Consider the following 16,255-nt stretch of genomic DNA (forward strand, 5'->3'; position numbering starts at 1 on the left):
CAGAGCGCGGGAAGGCGCCGATGACGCAAACGAAAGCGCTTCCGCCAAGCCTGATCGTTATCCCGTGCCTGAACGAGGCGGCGCATATCGGGGCGCTGCTCGAGCAACTGAGGCCAGCCTCGCTAAGGCTCGGCGCCCGCATCGTCGTTGCCGACGGCGGCAGCACCGACGGCACTTTGGCCATTGTCGAGGCGGTTGCGGCCAAGGACCCCCAGGTCATCCTCCTGCACAACCCAAAGCGCATCCAAAGCGCCGCGATCAACCTCGCCGTCGCCAGCTACGGCGCCGGCGCCGAATATCTGATCCGCATCGACGCTCATGGCGGGTATCCCGCCGATTATTGCGACCGGCTGGTCGAGGAGGCGCTGGCCACATCAGCCGATTCGGTCGTCGTCTCGATGCTGACCAGCGGCAGCGGCGCGGTGCAGAAAGCGGTCGCGGCGGCGCAGAATTCCAAATTGGGCACCGGTGGCTCCAAGCACAGGCACCTCTCGGCCGGCGAATGGGTCGATCACGGCCATCACGCGCTGATCCGGATTTCAGCCTTCACCGCGGTCGGTGGCTATGACGAGACCTTCAGCCACAATGAGGATGCCGAGCTCGACTACCGGCTGCGCCAGGCCGGTTATCGCATCTGGATGAGCGGCAAGACGCAGATGGTCTACTATCCACGTTCCTCGCTGAAGGGCCTGTATTTCCAATATCTCGGCTATGGCCGCGGCCGCGCCAAGAATGTGCTCAAGCATGGCATGATCCCGAAGGTACGGCAGATGATCCCGCTGCTGGTGGCGCCTGTCGTTCTTCTCGCGGCATTTTCCTTCATCCACTGGCTAGCGGCGGTGCCGCTGCTGGTCTGGGCCTCGGTGTGTCTCGGCTATGGCGTGTGGACCGCGATTGCCCAGCGCAACCCCAACAATGTGCTGACCGGCATTTCGGCGATGGTCATGCATTTCGGCTGGTCGGTCGGGTTTTGGCTGCAACTGCTCGGGGCGGGATCGCAGCGCAAGGTGGCGTCATGAGCATGGCCTCGAGGGATCGCCGCATCGATATTTGCGTCTGCACGTTTCGCCGGCCGGAACTGGCCGACACGCTGCGCTCGCTCGCTGCCATGAACATGCCTGCCGGCTTCGGCATCGGCGTCATCGTTGCCGACAATGACGACGAGCCGACCGCCGAGTCGCTGGTGACCGAGCTGGCGCGGGAATTGAAGCTGCTGGTCCGCTACCGGCACGCCCCGGCACGCAACATCTCGGTCGCCCGCAACGCCTGTCTTGACACCAGCACGGCGGATTTTGTCGCCTTCATCGACGACGACGAAACCGCCTCCGCGCAATGGCTTGCCGAGCTGGTCGCCACCGCCGAGACGAGCGGCGCCGAGGCCGTGCTCGGTCCGGTGCGGGCGCTCTACCGCGCGGACGCGCCGGACTGGATGCGCAAGGGCGATTTCCATTCGACCTTGCCGGTCTGGGTGCAGGGCGAAATCCGCACCGGCTACACCTGCAACGTGCTGCTCAGAATGGGCGCCGACAGCCTGCGCGACCGGCGTTTTAGCTTGGCGCGCGGCCAAAGCGGCGGCGAGGACACTGAATTCTTCGATCGCATGGTCAGGGACGGTGGCCGCATCGCCTTCGCGCCGGAAGCCTGGGTCGAGGAAGTAGTGCCTTCCGCCCGAGCCGCGTTCGACTGGCTGCGCCGCCGCCGCTTCCGCTTCGGCCAGACACATGGCCACCTCATCGGACAAAATGCCGGTGCTGCCAGACGCGTGAAGGACGTCGGCCTTGCCTCGGCCAAGGCCGCCTACTGTTTCGGCATGGCGGCACTGACGGCGATCAGCCCGGTTCGCCGCAACCGCAGCGTGCTGCGCGGCATCATGCATGTCGGCGTCGTCAGCGGCCTGGTCGGTATCAGCGAGATCCGCCAATACGGCCTGCCATCCCCGCAGCAGGGAGGCAAGCGTGCGGCCTGACGTCTCCTTTGTCATCGCCGCCTACAATGCCGCGGCCACGCTTGACCGGGCGATCGTCAGCGCCATGGCCCAGCGCGATGTGAGCGTCGAAATCATCGTCGTCGACGACCAGTCGCGCGACAACACGCTCGACGTCGCAAGAGCCTACCCGCAGGACACCGTCCGCGTCGTCGCATTGCCCGCAAACCGCGGACCGGGCGGCGCCAGGAATGCCGGGCTCGAGCTGGCTTCCGGCCGCTGGGTCGCGGTGCTCGATTCCGACGATGCCGTCCTTCCCGGGCGGCTTTCCGCCATGATCGCGCGGGCGGAAAAGGCAGGCGCTGTGATCGCCGTCGACAACCTCCAGGTGGTGCGCGAGGACGGCGTTGCCGAAGCGACGATGTTCCCCGCCGAATATCTGGAAGGCCTGCGTGAAATCACGCTCGCCGACTACATCGCCGGCAACATCGTTTTCGAATCCACGTTCAATCTTGGCTATCTCAAGCCGATCTTCCAGAGCCGCTTCCTGACCGAAAACGGGCTCCGCTATGATGAAAATCTGAGCATCGGCGAGGATTACATCCTGCTCGCCAACGCGCTGGCCAAGGGCGGCAAATGCGTGGTCGAGCCGACGACCGGCTATATCTACCACATCCGCACAGGCTCGATCTCGCGTGTGCTCGAACTTCACCATGTCGAGGCGATGCGCAAGGCCGATGCGGTCTTCGCGGAGACCAATTCCATGGACGCGGCTGCCGCGGCCGCCTTCGCCAGGCGCGCCCGCAGCCTGCGCAAGGCGGCATCGTTCCTGTCGCTGGTCCAGCACATCAAGGCGCGCTCGCCGTTGAAGGCGATACGCACCGCGCTAAGTGATCCGGCAGCTGTCAGGCATATGTCGATGCCGATCGCCGTCCGGCTGCGGAGGGTTGCGGCACAGTTTGCCGTGGGGACGGGGAGATGAAGCATGCGGGCCAGAGCATGATCCCGAAAAGTGGGAACCGGTTTTCTCGGACAAAACGGTTCCCGTTTTGTCCGAGATCATGCTCCAACAATGAATCAGCCGGCGATAGGTAGAAATCTTTTCTCTCAGAAGGAATACCAGATGCAGAAAGTCAGGAAGGCAGTCATCCCGGTGGCGGGGCTCGGAACACGGTTCCTGCCGGCGACCAAATCGATGCCCAAGGAAATGCTGCCCGTCGTCGACCGGCCCGTCGTCCAATATGCGGTGGACGAGGCCTTCGAAGCCGGCATCGAGCACATCGTGTTCGTCACCGGCCGCAACAAGGCTGTCATCGAGGACTATTTCGACCTGCATCCTGAACTGATCGGAACGCTTGAGCAGACCGGCAAGAAGACCCAGCTGGAGGCGCTCGAAAGCATGCTGCCGGTGGCCGGCGCGACCAGCTTCATCCGCCAGCAGTCGCCGCAGGGCCTCGGCCATGCGGTGTGGTGCGCGCGCGAAGTCATCGGCGACGAGCCGTTTGCGCTCCTGCTTCCCGACATGGTGTCGTTCGGCAGCCGCGGCTGCCTGGCCGAAACCGTCGATCTCTATCAGCAGACCGGCGGCAACGTCATCGCCGTTGAACGCTGCGACCCGTCTGAGACCAGCAAATACGGCATTGTCGGCCGGGGCGCTGAGGCCGGCGGCGGCTTCGAGGTGACGGCGATGGTGGAAAAGCCGGCGCCGGCCAACGCGCCGTCGAATTACTACATCAACGGCCGCTACATCCTGCAGCCCGAGATATTCTCACTGCTCGGCAACCAGCAGCGCGGCGCCGGCAACGAAATCCAGCTTACCGACGCCATGGTCCGCCTGTCGAAAAGCCAGTCTTTCTACGCCCAGCCCTTCAACGGCCGCATGTTCGACTGCGGCTCCAAGGAAGGCTTCATAGAGGCCACCATCGCCTTCGCGCTGGCGCGCGACGACATGAAGGGGCCGGTGCTGGAAATGCTGCAGGCGTTCGTGCGGTCGCATGAGCGTCAGGAAGTGGCCGCATAATGCCCATCTTTCGAGGGCATATGCGTTTGGACGATGGCGCAGCCCATGCTTGCGCGCCTGGCCCTTCAGGCCCGGCGCCAGATGGCACGAAGCTTGCGTTGCATATCTCGCCCCCGATCTCCGCAGCTTCGGGCGAGAAGCCCGTCTCGCTCCGGCGCCTGTAACCTAGAATTGGACCGAAGATGAATTATGCCAGCTTTCCTCTCGACAAGAGGATGCCATTGCCCAACACCGATCAGGAAAAGGGTGAAGATTTCATCGACGTCGAGCGCCTGCTTGGCATGGCGGCGCGGCAGGTCAAGGTGGTGGCGGTCTGCGCCATCATCGGCCTGTTCATGGGCGTGCTTTATCTGCAGACCACGCCCAAGCAATACATGTCGGTCGCCAGCGTGCTGATCGACGAAGGCCTGAACAAGGTGGTCGACGACATCTCGGCTACATCCGTCACCATGCAGACCGATGCCGCCCTTCTCAGCCAGATCGAAATCATCAACTCGGCGCGGCTGGCCTCAGTGGTGGTCGACAAGCTGAAGCTTGACCAGAACGCAGAATTCATGAACCCGCCGCAATCAGCCGTGGCCAAGGGCATCGGCTTCGTGCGCGGCGTGGTCGGCTATTTCCGCTCAAGTTCCGCCGGCCAGATTCCCGGCATGGAAAATGTCGATGAAGCGACGCGCCAGGCGATGATGCAGACGGCGCGCCATGACTATGCCGTGCTGAAGCTGCAGAGCGAGGTGCTGGCACAGCGCACCGGCCGCAGCTATGTGATTGCCATCGGTTACCAATCGACAAATCCGGCGCTGGCCACCGCCATCACCAAGGCCTATGCCGACGCCTATCTCGCCGACCAGCTCAACGCCAGCTTCGACGCCACCGAGCGCGCGGCGGTTTGGCTGCAGGGCCGGCTGACCGAACTTCGGCAGAACTCGCAGGCAGCGGCGCTCGCGGTCGAGAAGTTCAGGTCCGAGCACGGCCTGGCCGCCAACAGTGACGGTCAGCTGATCAGCGACAAGCAGATCGCCGACCTCACCGCCCAACTGATCGTCGCGCAGGCCGATACGGCGCGCGCCGGCGCCCGCTACCAGCAATACAAGGCCATCGTCGACAGCGGTTCCGACAACGCCTTCAACGATTCCGCCATATCGAGCGACCAGCCGGCGAGCTCGGTCATTGCAACGCTCAAGACCCGCTATCTCACGGTCGCCAAGCGACTGCAGGACGTGACGGCCAATTTCGGCGCCGAGCATCCGCAAGCCGTGGCGCTGGCCAAGGAGAAGGCCGATCTGTCGACGCAGATTTTCGGCGAGTTGAAGCAGCTGACCGAAAGCTATCGCAACGAATATGAAGTGGCTCTGTCGCGCGAGACGGCGTTGAGGCAGAAGATCGCCGACGCCGCCGGCAAGAGCTCCGTCGACAACCAGAGCCAAGTCAAGCTGCGCGAACTCGACCAGCAGGCGCAGGCGCTGACCACGCTCTACCAGACTTTCCTCGGCCGCTATGAGGAAGCCTCGCAGCAGCAGTCCTTCCCGGTCGGCAAGGTCCGCATCATCTCGGATGCGTCAGCACCGCTTTCCGCCTCGAGCCCGCGCACCTCCAGGGTGCTGGCGCTTGCGCTGGTGCTTGGCGTGCTGCTCGGCGCCGGCTTTGGCGGCCTGAACGAGTTCAACGAGCGGTTCTTCAGGACCGGCGAGGACGTTCGCGATCGCGTCGGCCTCAAATTCCTGGGTTATCTGCCGACGATCGGCGGCAGGCTGAGCAAGGATGCCGATGAGGGTGCGGCGGATGCCAAAGGCACCAACACCTTGTCGGCGGCCGAGAAACGGGCGCGCATGCGGGTCAGCGTTGATGCGCCTGCATCGATGTTCTCCGAAACGCTGCGCAACGCCAAGATCGCCTTCGACGTCGTCATGGAAGGGCAAGGCAGCCGGGTCATTGGTGTGATCTCGATCCTGCCTGGCGAGGGCAAGTCGACGGTCGCCGCCAATCTGGCCGGATTGCTTGCCGCCAACGGCTCGAAAACCCTTTTGATCGACGCCGATCTGCGCAATCCGGGCCTCAGCCGCAACCTCGGCATGGAGGCCGAGCAAGGGCTGATGGAAGCCGTGGTCAACGGCCAGACCTGGCAGTCGGTCGGAAAGGTCGACCGCCAGACCAAACTGGCGATCATCCCGGCCGTGCTGCGCGGCCAGTTCTCGCACACCAGCGAGCTGCTTTCGTCGGCCGGCATGCGGCGCTTCATCGACAACGCCAAGGAAACGTTCGAGTACATCGTCGTCGACCTGCCGCCGCTCGGCCCCGTGGTCGACGCCAAGGCCTTCGCGCCGCTGGTCGACGGTTTCGTGCTGGTCGCCGAATGGGGCCGCACACCGCGCGCCATGGTGCGCTCGCTGCTGGAACAGGAGCCCTATGTTGCCAACAAGATCGTCGGCGCCGTGCTCAACAAAGTCGACCTGAAGAAGCTGGCGAAATACGGCTCGCTCGGCGGCTCGGAGAAGTTCTTCGATCGTTATTCGACCTATTATCTGGAGAAATCGGACCTGCGGTCGAAGACGGCCGCCTAGTCTAGAGCAATTCCAGGAAAGTGTGGGTGGTTTTCCCGGAGAAAGCGCGTAGCGCTTTCCCGAAGGGAATTGCGTGAAAACAAAGAGATAGAGCAGTTCGCCGTTTCCGTGAAACGGTCAAATGCTCTGGCTGTGAGTTTCGCGCACCTGAGAAGAGGATCGATGCGCGATAAGCGAGACAATAGTCTCACGGATCCAGCGTTGGCCGCTGTGTCCGTGACCGCGCTCATGCCACACCATTCCCACCGCAAAGCCTTCAACGGGAAATGGACAGTCTATCACTTCAAGCTGGTCGGCAGAGCCGCGTACCAGCCGTTCCGGGACCAGCGCCACGAAGTCGGAGTGGGACACGATCTCGGGGACGAGCAGGAACGAAGCCGCAGAGAGCACCACGTTACGCCTGTGTCCGAGAGCTGCCAAAGCACTGTCCACCGGCGTCACGAAGCCGCCGCCGTCCAAGGATACGATCACTTGCTCCAGCTTAGCAAATTCAGCGACCGTGATTCCATCCCGCAGCTGCGGATGCTTCCGACGGCCGATGAGCACATAGCGCTCATCGAACAGATGCCGAGTGCGAAGACCTGGCGGGGCCGCTTGCGGCGTCATAAGTGCCAAATCCACATCACCGCGTGCCATCTGCGCTTCCATCTGCGGCACGTCCAGATTGCGTATCGCGACGCGAACACCGGGCGCTCGCGTCCGGAGTTCCATAACGAGCGGCTTGACCACTGCCGCTTGCAGATAATCCGTACAAGCGATTGCGAAGGTCAGTTTGGCCTTCTTCGGATCGAAGTTCCTGTGCGAGGCGACCGTGGCGCGAACTTGATCAAGGGCTTGGCGCAACGGATCGAGCAACTCCATTGCCTTGACCGTCGGCGTCATCCCCCGCTGGGCAGGGATTAGCAGTAGGTCATCGAACTCATGCCTGAGACGGTTTAGCTGGGCGCTTACCGCTGGCTGGCTCAGGTGCAGTCGGGCAGCCGCCTTCGTGACGTTCCGCTCGACCAGCAGCGTCTCCAGGGTAACCAACAGATTGAGGTCCAAGCGCCTGGTATCCATGGAATGGATAGTAGCCGAACATTTCTACGATTTCAAATATAGCTCGGAGCAGCCGAAACTTCGTGGTCTAGGACAGACCTCGTCGCGCTGACTGCTTTAGCGGGCTCTGATGGGGAACGATCGGAAACAGTCTACGCCCTCAAGACTAGGAGAAATAGCATGACCCAAGCCGATAAGCCTTTGATCACTATTGTCGGTGCCTCGAGTAAGCAAGGCCGCAGTGTCGCCGATGCCCTGCTCGATAGTGGGCGCTACCGGGTACGCGCCCTGACTCGGCGCCTCGATAGCCAGCCCGCGCAAGCCTTGGCGCGAAAGGGTGCCGAAGTCGTGGTGGCCCCCCTTGAAATCGGCAGGCAGGCCGAGCTAACCGAGGCTCTGAAAGGCTCGGCCGGTGCGTACTTGATGACGCCGAACATTGTCACGGTGGAGCCAGAGGAACCCGAGTTTGCCCTCGGCAAGGAGTTGGCCGATGCGGCGGTGGCCGCTGGCGTCGAACATGTGGTTTTCAGCTCGCTCGAAAACGTCAGAGCGCGCACTGGCGGCACCAAGTGGGCGCCGCACTTCACGGACAAGGCGAGGGTAGAGGACTACATTCGCTCCTTGCCCGTTCGCAGCTCGTTCGTGTACCTGGCGTTTTTCTACACCAACTTCCTGGAATACTACGTACCTCAACGCGGGAAGGACGGCACAACGTTCGCCATATACTTGCCGCCGGACGCCCCCATGCCGTTCTGTGATCCGCTCACCGCGGCCGGACCAGCGGTGCGCGAGATGTTCGATCACCCGGCGCAATACGCTGGCAAAGCCCTGCCGGTTATTGGCGAGCTTATCTCGCCGCAGGAAATGGTGAACACGTTTGTGCGCGTCACCGGGCAGCCGGCGCGCTACGCCTCCGCGTACTCGCGCGAAGACTTGTTGCGCCACTTTCCGATGTTTGCTGCCAACGAGCCTTTCGTGCGCGAGTTGGTGGGCATGAACGAGTACGCCGTCGAATATGGCTATTTCGCTCCCGAGCGCGACTTGACTTGGAGCCGTAAAATCGATCCGCATGCATTGACATGGGAGCAGTTCCTAAAGCGCAGCAAATGGCAAGGCGACCTGCTGTCCTATGGCGCCACCCCTGAGGCCGAGCTTGCGCCGACCTGAGAGCAGCGAAACCGTGCTCGCGCTATGACGGCGTTGCGGGGTGTTCTTCCGGAATTGCCGCAAAAGACTTGGAGCGGCCCGAACCACGCTATCTCTTTGTTTTTACGCAATTCCCTTCGGGAAAGCGCTACGCGCTTTCTCCGGGAAGACCGCTCACACTTTCCCGGAATTGCTCTGGCTAAGGCACTTGCCCTTGATTCCCGGACGACAGCAGCCGGCCGTACTTGCCGGCGATCCTGACGGCGGTCAGCCGGCCAGTGTGAAAGGCGCCGGTGTCGATGTCGAGCCGTCGCCCGTCGAGCTTGGGAGTGTCGACCGGCGTGTGCCCGTGCACAACAAAGCGGTCGAGCAGATGGGCGGCATCGAAGAACTCGTCGCGGATGTTGAGCAGATCCTGCTCGTCTTGCGCCACAAGGTCGATACCCGGCCTGATGCCGGCATGGACGAACACGAATTTCTCCGAACAGAGCAACACCGGCAGGCTACGCAGGAAGTCGATATGATCGACGGGGATGACCTCCCTTATGCGCCTGTCGACCTCGTCGCTGGATGCATAGAGGCTGCTGAGTCGCTCCGGGTCGACGCCGTAGGAAAACAGCGTCTCGCGGCCGCCGACCGCCAGCCAGCTGTCCCGCGACAGATAGCCGTCGAGATAGTTCAGCATCGCCACTTCATGGTTTCCCGCCAGGCAGACGCGCAAAAACCCTTTCGGCGGCGGCGCCAGCAGATGATCTAGCACGCGCGCCGATTGCGGCCCGCGATCGATATAGTCGCCAAGCATGACGATGATCTTGCGCCCGCGAAATTGCAGCCCGTCGAGCGCGATCTTCTCCTCCAGCGACAGCAATTCCTTGTAGCAGCCATGCACGTCGCCGATCGCGTAGACGACGGTATCCTCCATATCCATTTCCAGGCGCTCGCGCGGCGCCGGCCGAGGGGGTCTGGATCGCTGAAACAAGGCCACTGGGCTCGATGCCTGCCGAAAATCGGGTTTCGTTTCCACTGGCGCGCCTTTGTGACGCGCCGCAAACCCGTGGATACATGGCAGGCGTTGGAAATTCCATAACGGCGGCTGCTTTCGCCGCGGGCCTCAAGGCCTGGCGATCAGACCGCCTTGTGGTCGAGCAGCAGCCGGATCCGTGGCTCAGCCGATCGCCACCACGCCTCTGTGCCGGCTTGGCCCCCGCAGCGCGAGTGGTCAGATTCCGATGCCGCGGGCCTTGAGCGCCACGGTGATCTCGTCGAGGATGACGGGATCGTCGATGGTCGCCGGCATCGTCCATTCTTCCTTGTCGGCGATCTTCTGCATGGTGCCGCGCAGGATCTTGCCGGAGCGCGTCTTGGGCAGCCGCTTGATCGTCACCACCGTCTTGAAGGCGGCGACCGGACCGATCCGTTCGCGCACCAGCCCCACCACCTCGCTTTCGATGGCAGCGGCATCGCGGGCGACGCCGGCATTGAGCACGACGAAGCCGAGCGGCACTTGGCCTTTCATGGCGTCGGCGATGCCGATGACAGCGCATTCGGCGACATCGGGATGCGCTGAAAGCACCTCTTCCATGGCGCCGGTCGACAGCCGGTGGCCGGCGACATTGATGATGTCGTCGGTGCGCGCCATGACATAAAGATAGCCGTCCTCGTCGATCATGCCGGCGTCGGCGGTCTTGTAGTAGCCGGGGAACTCATCAAGATAGGCCTGCCGGAAGCGGGCGTCGGCGTTCCACAGCGTCGGCAGGCAGCCGGCCGGCAGCGGCAGTTTCACCACCACATTCCCGAGCATCCCGCGCGGCACTTCATGGCCGGCATCGTCGAGCACCCGGATGTCGTAGCCCGGCATCGGCACGCCGGGCGAGCCGTATTTCACCGGCAGCAGGCCGAGGCCCGCCGGATTGATGGTCATCGGCGATCCCGTCTCGGTCTGCCACCAATGGTCGACCACCGGCACATTGAGTTTCTGTTCCGCCCATTTGATGGTTTCGGGGTCGGCGCGCTCGCCGGCGAGGAACAGCGTGCGGAACTTCGACAAATCGTATTTCGCAACGAACTCGCCCTTGGGGTCCTGCCCCTTGATGGCGCGGAAGGCGGTCGGCGCGGTGAACAGTGCCACCACATTGTGCTCCGATATCACCCGCCAGTAGGTGCCGGCGTCGGGTGTGCCGATCGGCTTGCCCTCGAACAGCACGCTTGTCGCGCCATGCAGCAGCGGCCCGTAGACGATGTAGGAATGGCCGACCACCCAGCCGACATCGGAGGCCGCCCAGAACACTTCGCCCGGTTTGACGCCGAACTCGTTTTCCATCGTCCATTTCAGCGCGACCATATGGCCGCCATTGTCGCGCACGATGCCTTTTGGCTGGCCGGTCGTACCGGAAGTGTAAATGATGTAGAGCGGGTCGGTGGCGAGCACCGGAACGCAGTCGACATTGGCGCCTGCGGCGCGCTCCCGCGCAACCGCGTCGGCAAAATCGATGTCGTAATGGTCTTTTAGCTCGCAGCGCAGCTGGTCGCGCTGCAGGATCAGGCACGCGTCCGGCTTGTGACGCGACATATCGATGGCCTTGTCGAGCAGCGGCTTGTAGGCGACGACGCGTCCGGGCTCCAGGCCGCACGACGCCGAAATAATCAGCTTCGGCTTGGCGTCGTCGATGCGGGTGGCAAGCTCGTGCGAGGCAAAGCCGCCGAACACCACCGAATGCACCGCTCCGATGCGGGCGCAGGCGAGCATGGCGATCGCCGCTTCGGCCACCATCGGCATGTAGATGATGACGCGGTCGCCCTTGACGATGCCGCGGTTCTTCAGCACCGACGTCAGCGCCACCACTTCGCGCTTCAGCTCGGCATAGGTGAATTTCTTGACCGTGCCGGTGATGGCGCTGTCATGGATCAGCGCGATCTGGTCGGCGCGGCCGCCGGCGACATGGCGGTCGATGGCGTTGTAGCAGGTGTTGCAGGTGGCGCCGTTGAACCAGCGCCCGTAAACGCCCGCACTGGCGTCGAACACGCTGGTCCACGGCGAATACCAGTCGATCGCCTCGGCGGCATCGGCCCAGAACTGTTCCGGATCACGTTTCCAGCCGGCGTAGACCTCGTGGTAGCGTGACGCCATTCATCCCTCCCTCGGGAAAATTCCCTGTCTTGCAATAGCCTATGCGGGTTTTCGCGGCCATGTCTCCCCCCAAATGCCATGTGGCTCCCGAAATTCGGCGGATAGTCGATCTCGCCTTGGCCATAAATTGCAGGCACGATTGGCCGGGTTTGAAATCGGGGCAGGGCGCGCAATGATGATGCGATACGGGGTTGGATTTGCTGCGGGTGCAGCGCTGCTGTTGACGATCGTTTCCGCCGCCCAGGCCGGCGATGCCGCCGCAAGGCGCATCATCGGCTTTTCGCCCGACGGCAATTATTTCGCCTTCGAGCAATATGGCGAGATCGACGCCGCCGTTTCCGGCTGGTCGCAGATCGATGTCATCGACACAAGAACCGACGAATTCGTCGGCGGCAAGCCGATCCTCGTCGTCGACGAGTCGGAAGAGGCGACCACGACGGTGGAGCAGGCACGGGCGCAGGCGGCAAAGTAGGCCGCACCCATCCTGGCCAAATATGCCATCGCCGCGCGCGGTGAGCGTACAGCTTTTGACAGGTTCACCTTCCCGGACGACACGGTCGAGTACAACGACATCTTCCGCCTCGAGCAAGCCGGACAGAAATGGCTGTCGCCGTTCTATGATGAAACAGGGATTTCGACCATTCAGCTCGATGAGATCCTGGCCGACAGCAAGACGGATTGCTCGGCAAGCTTCGACGATGCAAAGCCGGACGATCAGCAGGGCGACAAGCCACTTCAAGGTGACAAGGCACTTCAAGGTGACAAGACGGGCAAGGCGCTCGGCTTCCGCCTGTCCCTGCAGGGGCAGGACGGCAAGCCGTTCAAGGTGCTGCACGAGGACAAGGCTGTGCCAGGCTCGCGCAACTGCCCGACCACCTACAGCCTGTCGGAATCCTACAAATACGCGCCGCCCGGCAAACCGGCCGTGCTGGCTGTGCTGGTGCAGCGTTTCAGCCAGGGTTTTGAGGGACGCGACCGCCGCTTCATCGCGGTGACCGGGTACGCACGATGAGCCGCGGCCTGCCTCGCGGCAGGCAGCAACGGCTTATGGGCCCCGTGAGGCTCGTGTCGGATATCAGCTCTTAAAGCGGCAAGGCCGCCAGCATGAGGCCGACGCCACCTGCAATCAATATAGCGGCTGCCAGTGCCTTCCGATGGCGTTCGAACGCCGTCGGAGCCCGCTCCCAATTGTAACGCATACTCGTAAGTCTCCCAAAACCCGGCGACTCCATAGCTTACTTAAGGTAAGAAAAGCAACACCTTGACCCTGTCCGACAGCCGGCTTGACGGTTTGCGCGCCGACTATTTCTGGGGGCGGAGTCCTGCTCTCATCCCTGCGACGGCGTGGAACTTACCACAACCCAGGATTGGATGTCTCCACCGTGTTTTGGTAGCGTGTGTCGTAGAGGTGTTGCCGTTGCCGGATTGCCACAGATCGTTTCGACCGGCCTGTTCTCCGTCCCGTCCGCGTAATGGACATCGCCGCATCGCCGCGCTATCTCCTCTTCAGGAAAATGGTCTGGAGGGGCTCCATGGCCCAAATCGCTTCTGAAATGGTTCTGCGGCTGGCCGACGACGCCTCGGTCCAGCATGTCGGTGATGGCGCCGTCGTGCTGCTCGCACGCAGCGGCCAGCTTTACACCTGCAACGGAACCACCGAAGCCTTTCTCGACAAGGTCGACGGCGCCCGCAGCCTCGACCAGATCGTCGTCCTGTTGTCCGACGAGTTCGAGGTCGACAAGGATACGCTCGACCAGGACATGGCGGCGCTGGCCGCCGAACTGGTGGGCGAAGGCATTCTCGCCGACCCGGCTGTGTGATGGCGGACGGTGTTCTCCTGCGCACCCTGTTTCGCGTCCATTTGTGGACAAGCGCGCGGCTGATGCCGGTCCTGATCGGCCGCCGCAGCTTCGAATCGGTGTTGAAATGGGCGCCGCTCAGCGCGCCTACCCCCTATCGCGGCCTGTCGTCCGCCTACATCGTGGCTGCCGTCAACCGCACCGTCCGGCACCCCTGGTTGATGCGCGATCGAAGATGCCTCAGGGAAGGCCTGCTCGCCCACCGCTTCCTGCGCTTTGCCGGCTTCGATCCGGATCTGCGCTTCGGCGTCGATCCGAAGTCGATGCAGGCGCCGCGCATGTCCGCCCATTGCTGGGTTTGCCTCGACGGCCGGCCGGTGGTCAGCGACAGCCTCCCCGGCATGGTGCAGATCTATCGCCATCACGCCGATGCCGGAAAGGCGCACGCTGCTTGACCGGTTCGGCGGCCACTTTCTGCTATGACCTCAAGGGCCAGGTCATCAGCATATCGGCCTCGCGGGCCGATCTCTGGCCGAGTTTCGACCTCATGCTCGGCACCTTGCGTGTGGCCGAACCCGTCGAGCCCGCTTTCCGCGTCAACATCGTCGAGACGTCGGCGCTGCAGGAATCACCTGCCGGCAACCTCGCTTTCGACGGCGAGGTGCCGGAGGAAGGCCATTGTCGGATGATCGACGGCGGCGGCATCGTTCACCTGATCTTTCCCGGCCTGCAGACCGCCTCGATCAACGCCGATGAGGGCTGGGCCGAAATCCGTGTTCATCCCGACGCCAAGGTCAAGTGGACGTTGCTGATGATGGTGCTGGATGCCGCCCTCGATGCCGGCGGCCAGCATATGCTCCATACCGCCGGCCTGACATTGCCCGGCCGCGAGGCGCTCGTGCTGGTCCATGCGCCGAGCGGCACCGGCAAGTCGACGACCTCGCTGGCGCTGGCATCGCAAGGCTTCGGCCTGTGCTCGGACGACGTCATGATCCTCAAGCTTGCGTCCGACGGCGGTATCACGGCCTGGGGCTTGCCGCGCAAGGTGAAGGTCCACCGCAACACGGCGGCGATGCTGCCTTTCGTGGCTCCCTGCCTTGGCGACAAATGGGATACCAATGGCGAGCAGGCCGTCTCGCTGGAACGTCTCGCCGAGATCATCCGCATCGAGGAGACAGTCGACCGGCCGGTCGTAGCATTGCTTCATCTCGCCCGCTCGGCGGACGCGCAAACCCGGCTGGTGCCGATGGCCAGGACCGACGCCATGGTGGCGCTCGCCGCCGACAATGTCAGGACCGGCATGACCGGCCTTTTGCCGGCGCAGAGGCGCCGCATGGCAACAATCGCGATGCTGGTCAAAGCCGTTCCGACATTTACGCTGGAAGTCGGTGCGAACCCGGCCGAGGCAGCCCCGCTGATCCGCTCGGCGCTGGCGGCGCGGGACTAAGCACCATTCAGGCGAAATGCGGCTTTGGCCTGGCAAGCCGCTGGACCCAGCGGAAGGCGTCGCGGCGCAGACGCGAATGCATCTTGTCCCTGGAATTGACGCTGAGCAGCGTGTCGCCGGTGATGAGCCATTTGGCCAGACGTATCGGGAGATCGGGTTCGATGCGGTCGGCCAGTTCGACCGCGCGCGGTGCATTAAACAGCCGCCCCGTCACATTGAGAACCGTCGCCAGTTCGAGCTCGATGCCGCTCATGCGCGCCGCCTCGAACAGCCGGTCCTCGTCCGCATGCGAGCGCAGCGCGCGCACACCCTGCAACACGTCCACGCAAAGCTGCAGCCGGTGGAACTTGTGCCCGCCCGCGGCATGCACGATGGCGATGGTCAGCAGCGCGGCCGGCGTGTCGGCCTCGCCACTGTCGATGATCTGCAATTCGCGAAAGCCTAGTGACAGCCGCCGGCGCATGCCGGAATCATGCACCAGATTGCCGTGCAGTTCGATCAGCAGGCTGGTATTCTCCTTCTCCAGCCATTTGAACTCCTGCAAATCCTGCGACTGCGCCTCGCCGCTCCAGAGCTCGAAGCCGCATCCGGCAATCACGGCATTGGCCTCGACGATGCTGGCCGGCTCGACCAGAATGTCGATGTCGGTGAAAGGCCGGTCGGCGGCGTGGCGGTAAAGTTTGCGCGCGAAGACCGGCCCTTTGACGATGCGGGCCGGAACGCCTTTCGCCGCCAATGCCTTCATGATGCGATCGCCATGATACTGCAACAGCATCGACTGGCCGGTCGCCAGCGTCGACTGGTCGCGCAGTTCCGACAATTTTTGCTGCAAGGCGGCGTCTGCCGGCAGTCGCGCATCGCCGATTTCCCGGAGCTTGCGCAGCATGATCGGCAGCACGCCGTGGAACTCGGCATTGGCGAGCAGTGCCAGCAAGGTTTTGGCAGCAACGTCACTGCCAACAGCAGCCGACGCCTCCGGATCGGCGAAGGTCAGCAGCAGTTTTTCATCGGCAGGCGCAAGAGATGGCAGCATTAACCTGGATGACGTTAGCCCACTGGAGCAATTCCGGGAAGTGTGAAGCGGTTTTCCGTCCGGAATTGCGTCAAAACAAGAAGCCAGAGCAGTTCGTCGTTTCGGTGAACTGCTCTGGGAGGGCGTATGTTGCAGAAAAGCATGCATGAAGCCAGCGCAT

General features: G+C 63.1%; 15 protein-coding genes. 11 read left to right on the forward strand and 4 right to left on the reverse strand.

From position 1 onward, the window contains the following. Positions 1-20: 20 nt before the first annotated feature. The 5 genes from AC1D1N_RS18475 to AC1D1N_RS18495 all read left to right on the forward strand — a co-directional run bounded on the left by AC1D1N_RS18475 (position 21) and on the right by AC1D1N_RS18495 (position 6,505). A complete protein-coding gene (locus tag AC1D1N_RS18475) occupies positions 21-1,019 on the forward strand; it encodes a glycosyltransferase family 2 protein (RefSeq protein WP_477350234.1) in 999 nt (332 codons plus the stop codon). Continuing rightward, on the forward strand, positions 1,016-1,966 hold the full coding sequence (locus tag AC1D1N_RS18480; RefSeq protein ID WP_477350236.1) for a glycosyltransferase family 2 protein: 951 nt from the start codon (positions 1,016-1,018) through the stop codon (positions 1,964-1,966). The genes AC1D1N_RS18475 and AC1D1N_RS18480 overlap by 4 nt, the downstream gene beginning before the upstream one ends. Then, positions 1,956-2,906, forward strand: coding sequence for a glycosyltransferase family 2 protein (locus AC1D1N_RS18485; RefSeq protein WP_477350237.1), 951 nt, complete (start codon positions 1,956-1,958; stop codon positions 2,904-2,906). The genes AC1D1N_RS18480 and AC1D1N_RS18485 overlap by 11 nt, the downstream gene beginning before the upstream one ends. Before the next feature lie 141 nt (positions 2,907-3,047). Continuing rightward, on the forward strand, positions 3,048-3,944 hold the full coding sequence (galU, locus tag AC1D1N_RS18490; protein WP_192249535.1) for a UTP--glucose-1-phosphate uridylyltransferase GalU: 897 nt from the start codon (positions 3,048-3,050) through the stop codon (positions 3,942-3,944). 182 nt (positions 3,945-4,126) lie between these two features. Next, positions 4,127-6,505 (forward strand): polysaccharide biosynthesis tyrosine autokinase, encoded by a 2,379-nt coding sequence (locus tag AC1D1N_RS18495; protein ID WP_477350239.1) that lies wholly within the window; start codon positions 4,127-4,129, stop codon positions 6,503-6,505. A 117-nt stretch (positions 6,506-6,622) separates the two neighbouring features. Here the strand turns inward: AC1D1N_RS18495 and AC1D1N_RS18500 are convergent, their stop codons facing one another. Then, the gene (locus AC1D1N_RS18500) at positions 6,623-7,549 is read right to left on the reverse strand and encodes a LysR family transcriptional regulator (RefSeq protein WP_477350241.1); all 927 of its coding nucleotides are present in this window, start codon (positions 7,547-7,549) and stop codon (positions 6,623-6,625) included. Between the two features lie 174 nt (positions 7,550-7,723). Between AC1D1N_RS18500 and AC1D1N_RS18505 the strand changes: the two genes are divergently transcribed. Next, a complete protein-coding gene (locus AC1D1N_RS18505) occupies positions 7,724-8,710 on the forward strand; it encodes an NmrA/HSCARG family protein (protein WP_352582245.1) in 987 nt (328 codons plus the stop codon). Positions 8,711-8,888: 178 nt separating this feature from the next. On the opposite strand, the gene AC1D1N_RS18510 is transcribed toward AC1D1N_RS18505, so the two are convergent. Then, the gene (locus AC1D1N_RS18510; protein ID WP_477350244.1) at positions 8,889-9,617 is read right to left on the reverse strand and encodes a metallophosphoesterase family protein; all 729 of its coding nucleotides are present in this window, start codon (positions 9,615-9,617) and stop codon (positions 8,889-8,891) included. Positions 9,618-9,908: 291 nt separating this feature from the next. Beyond that, positions 9,909-11,816, reverse strand: a complete 1,908-nt coding sequence (locus AC1D1N_RS18515; protein ID WP_477350246.1) for a propionyl-CoA synthetase — start codon at positions 11,814-11,816, stop codon at positions 9,909-9,911. A 172-nt stretch (positions 11,817-11,988) separates the two neighbouring features. Between AC1D1N_RS18515 and AC1D1N_RS18520 the strand changes: the two genes are divergently transcribed. The 5 genes from AC1D1N_RS18520 (at position 11,989) to AC1D1N_RS18540 (ending at position 15,062) form a co-directional block, all read left to right on the forward strand. Continuing rightward, positions 11,989-12,288, forward strand: a complete 300-nt coding sequence (locus AC1D1N_RS18520; protein ID WP_477350248.1) for a DUF2259 domain-containing protein — start codon at positions 11,989-11,991, stop codon at positions 12,286-12,288. Positions 12,289-12,474: 186 nt separating this feature from the next. Beyond that, positions 12,475-12,828: a DUF2259 domain-containing protein gene (locus AC1D1N_RS18525; RefSeq protein ID WP_477350515.1), complete on the forward strand. Its 354-nt coding sequence runs from the start codon at positions 12,475-12,477 to the stop codon at positions 12,826-12,828. Between the two features lie 520 nt (positions 12,829-13,348). Beyond that, complete coding sequence (locus AC1D1N_RS18530) at positions 13,349-13,636, forward strand: PqqD family protein (protein ID WP_436257827.1); 288 nt, start codon at positions 13,349-13,351, stop codon at positions 13,634-13,636. Then, positions 13,636-14,070 carry a lasso peptide biosynthesis B2 protein gene (locus AC1D1N_RS18535; RefSeq protein ID WP_112560577.1) on the forward strand — a complete coding sequence of 145 codons (435 nt, stop codon included), beginning with the start codon at positions 13,636-13,638 and terminating at the stop codon, positions 14,068-14,070. Before AC1D1N_RS18530 ends, AC1D1N_RS18535 begins: the two co-directional genes overlap by 1 nt. Further along, complete coding sequence (locus tag AC1D1N_RS18540) at positions 14,067-15,062, forward strand: serine kinase (RefSeq protein WP_436257828.1); 996 nt, start codon at positions 14,067-14,069, stop codon at positions 15,060-15,062. Before AC1D1N_RS18535 ends, AC1D1N_RS18540 begins: the two co-directional genes overlap by 4 nt. 7 nt (positions 15,063-15,069) lie before the next feature. Here the strand turns inward: AC1D1N_RS18540 and AC1D1N_RS18545 are convergent, their stop codons facing one another. Continuing rightward, entirely contained in the window at positions 15,070-16,095 is a 1,026-nt protein-coding gene (locus tag AC1D1N_RS18545; RefSeq protein WP_477350250.1) for a nucleotidyltransferase family protein, read from the reverse strand. Between the last annotated feature and the right edge of the window lie 160 nt (positions 16,096-16,255).

The sequence above is a fragment of the Mesorhizobium sp. P2_B5 genome (assembly GCF_056404775.1).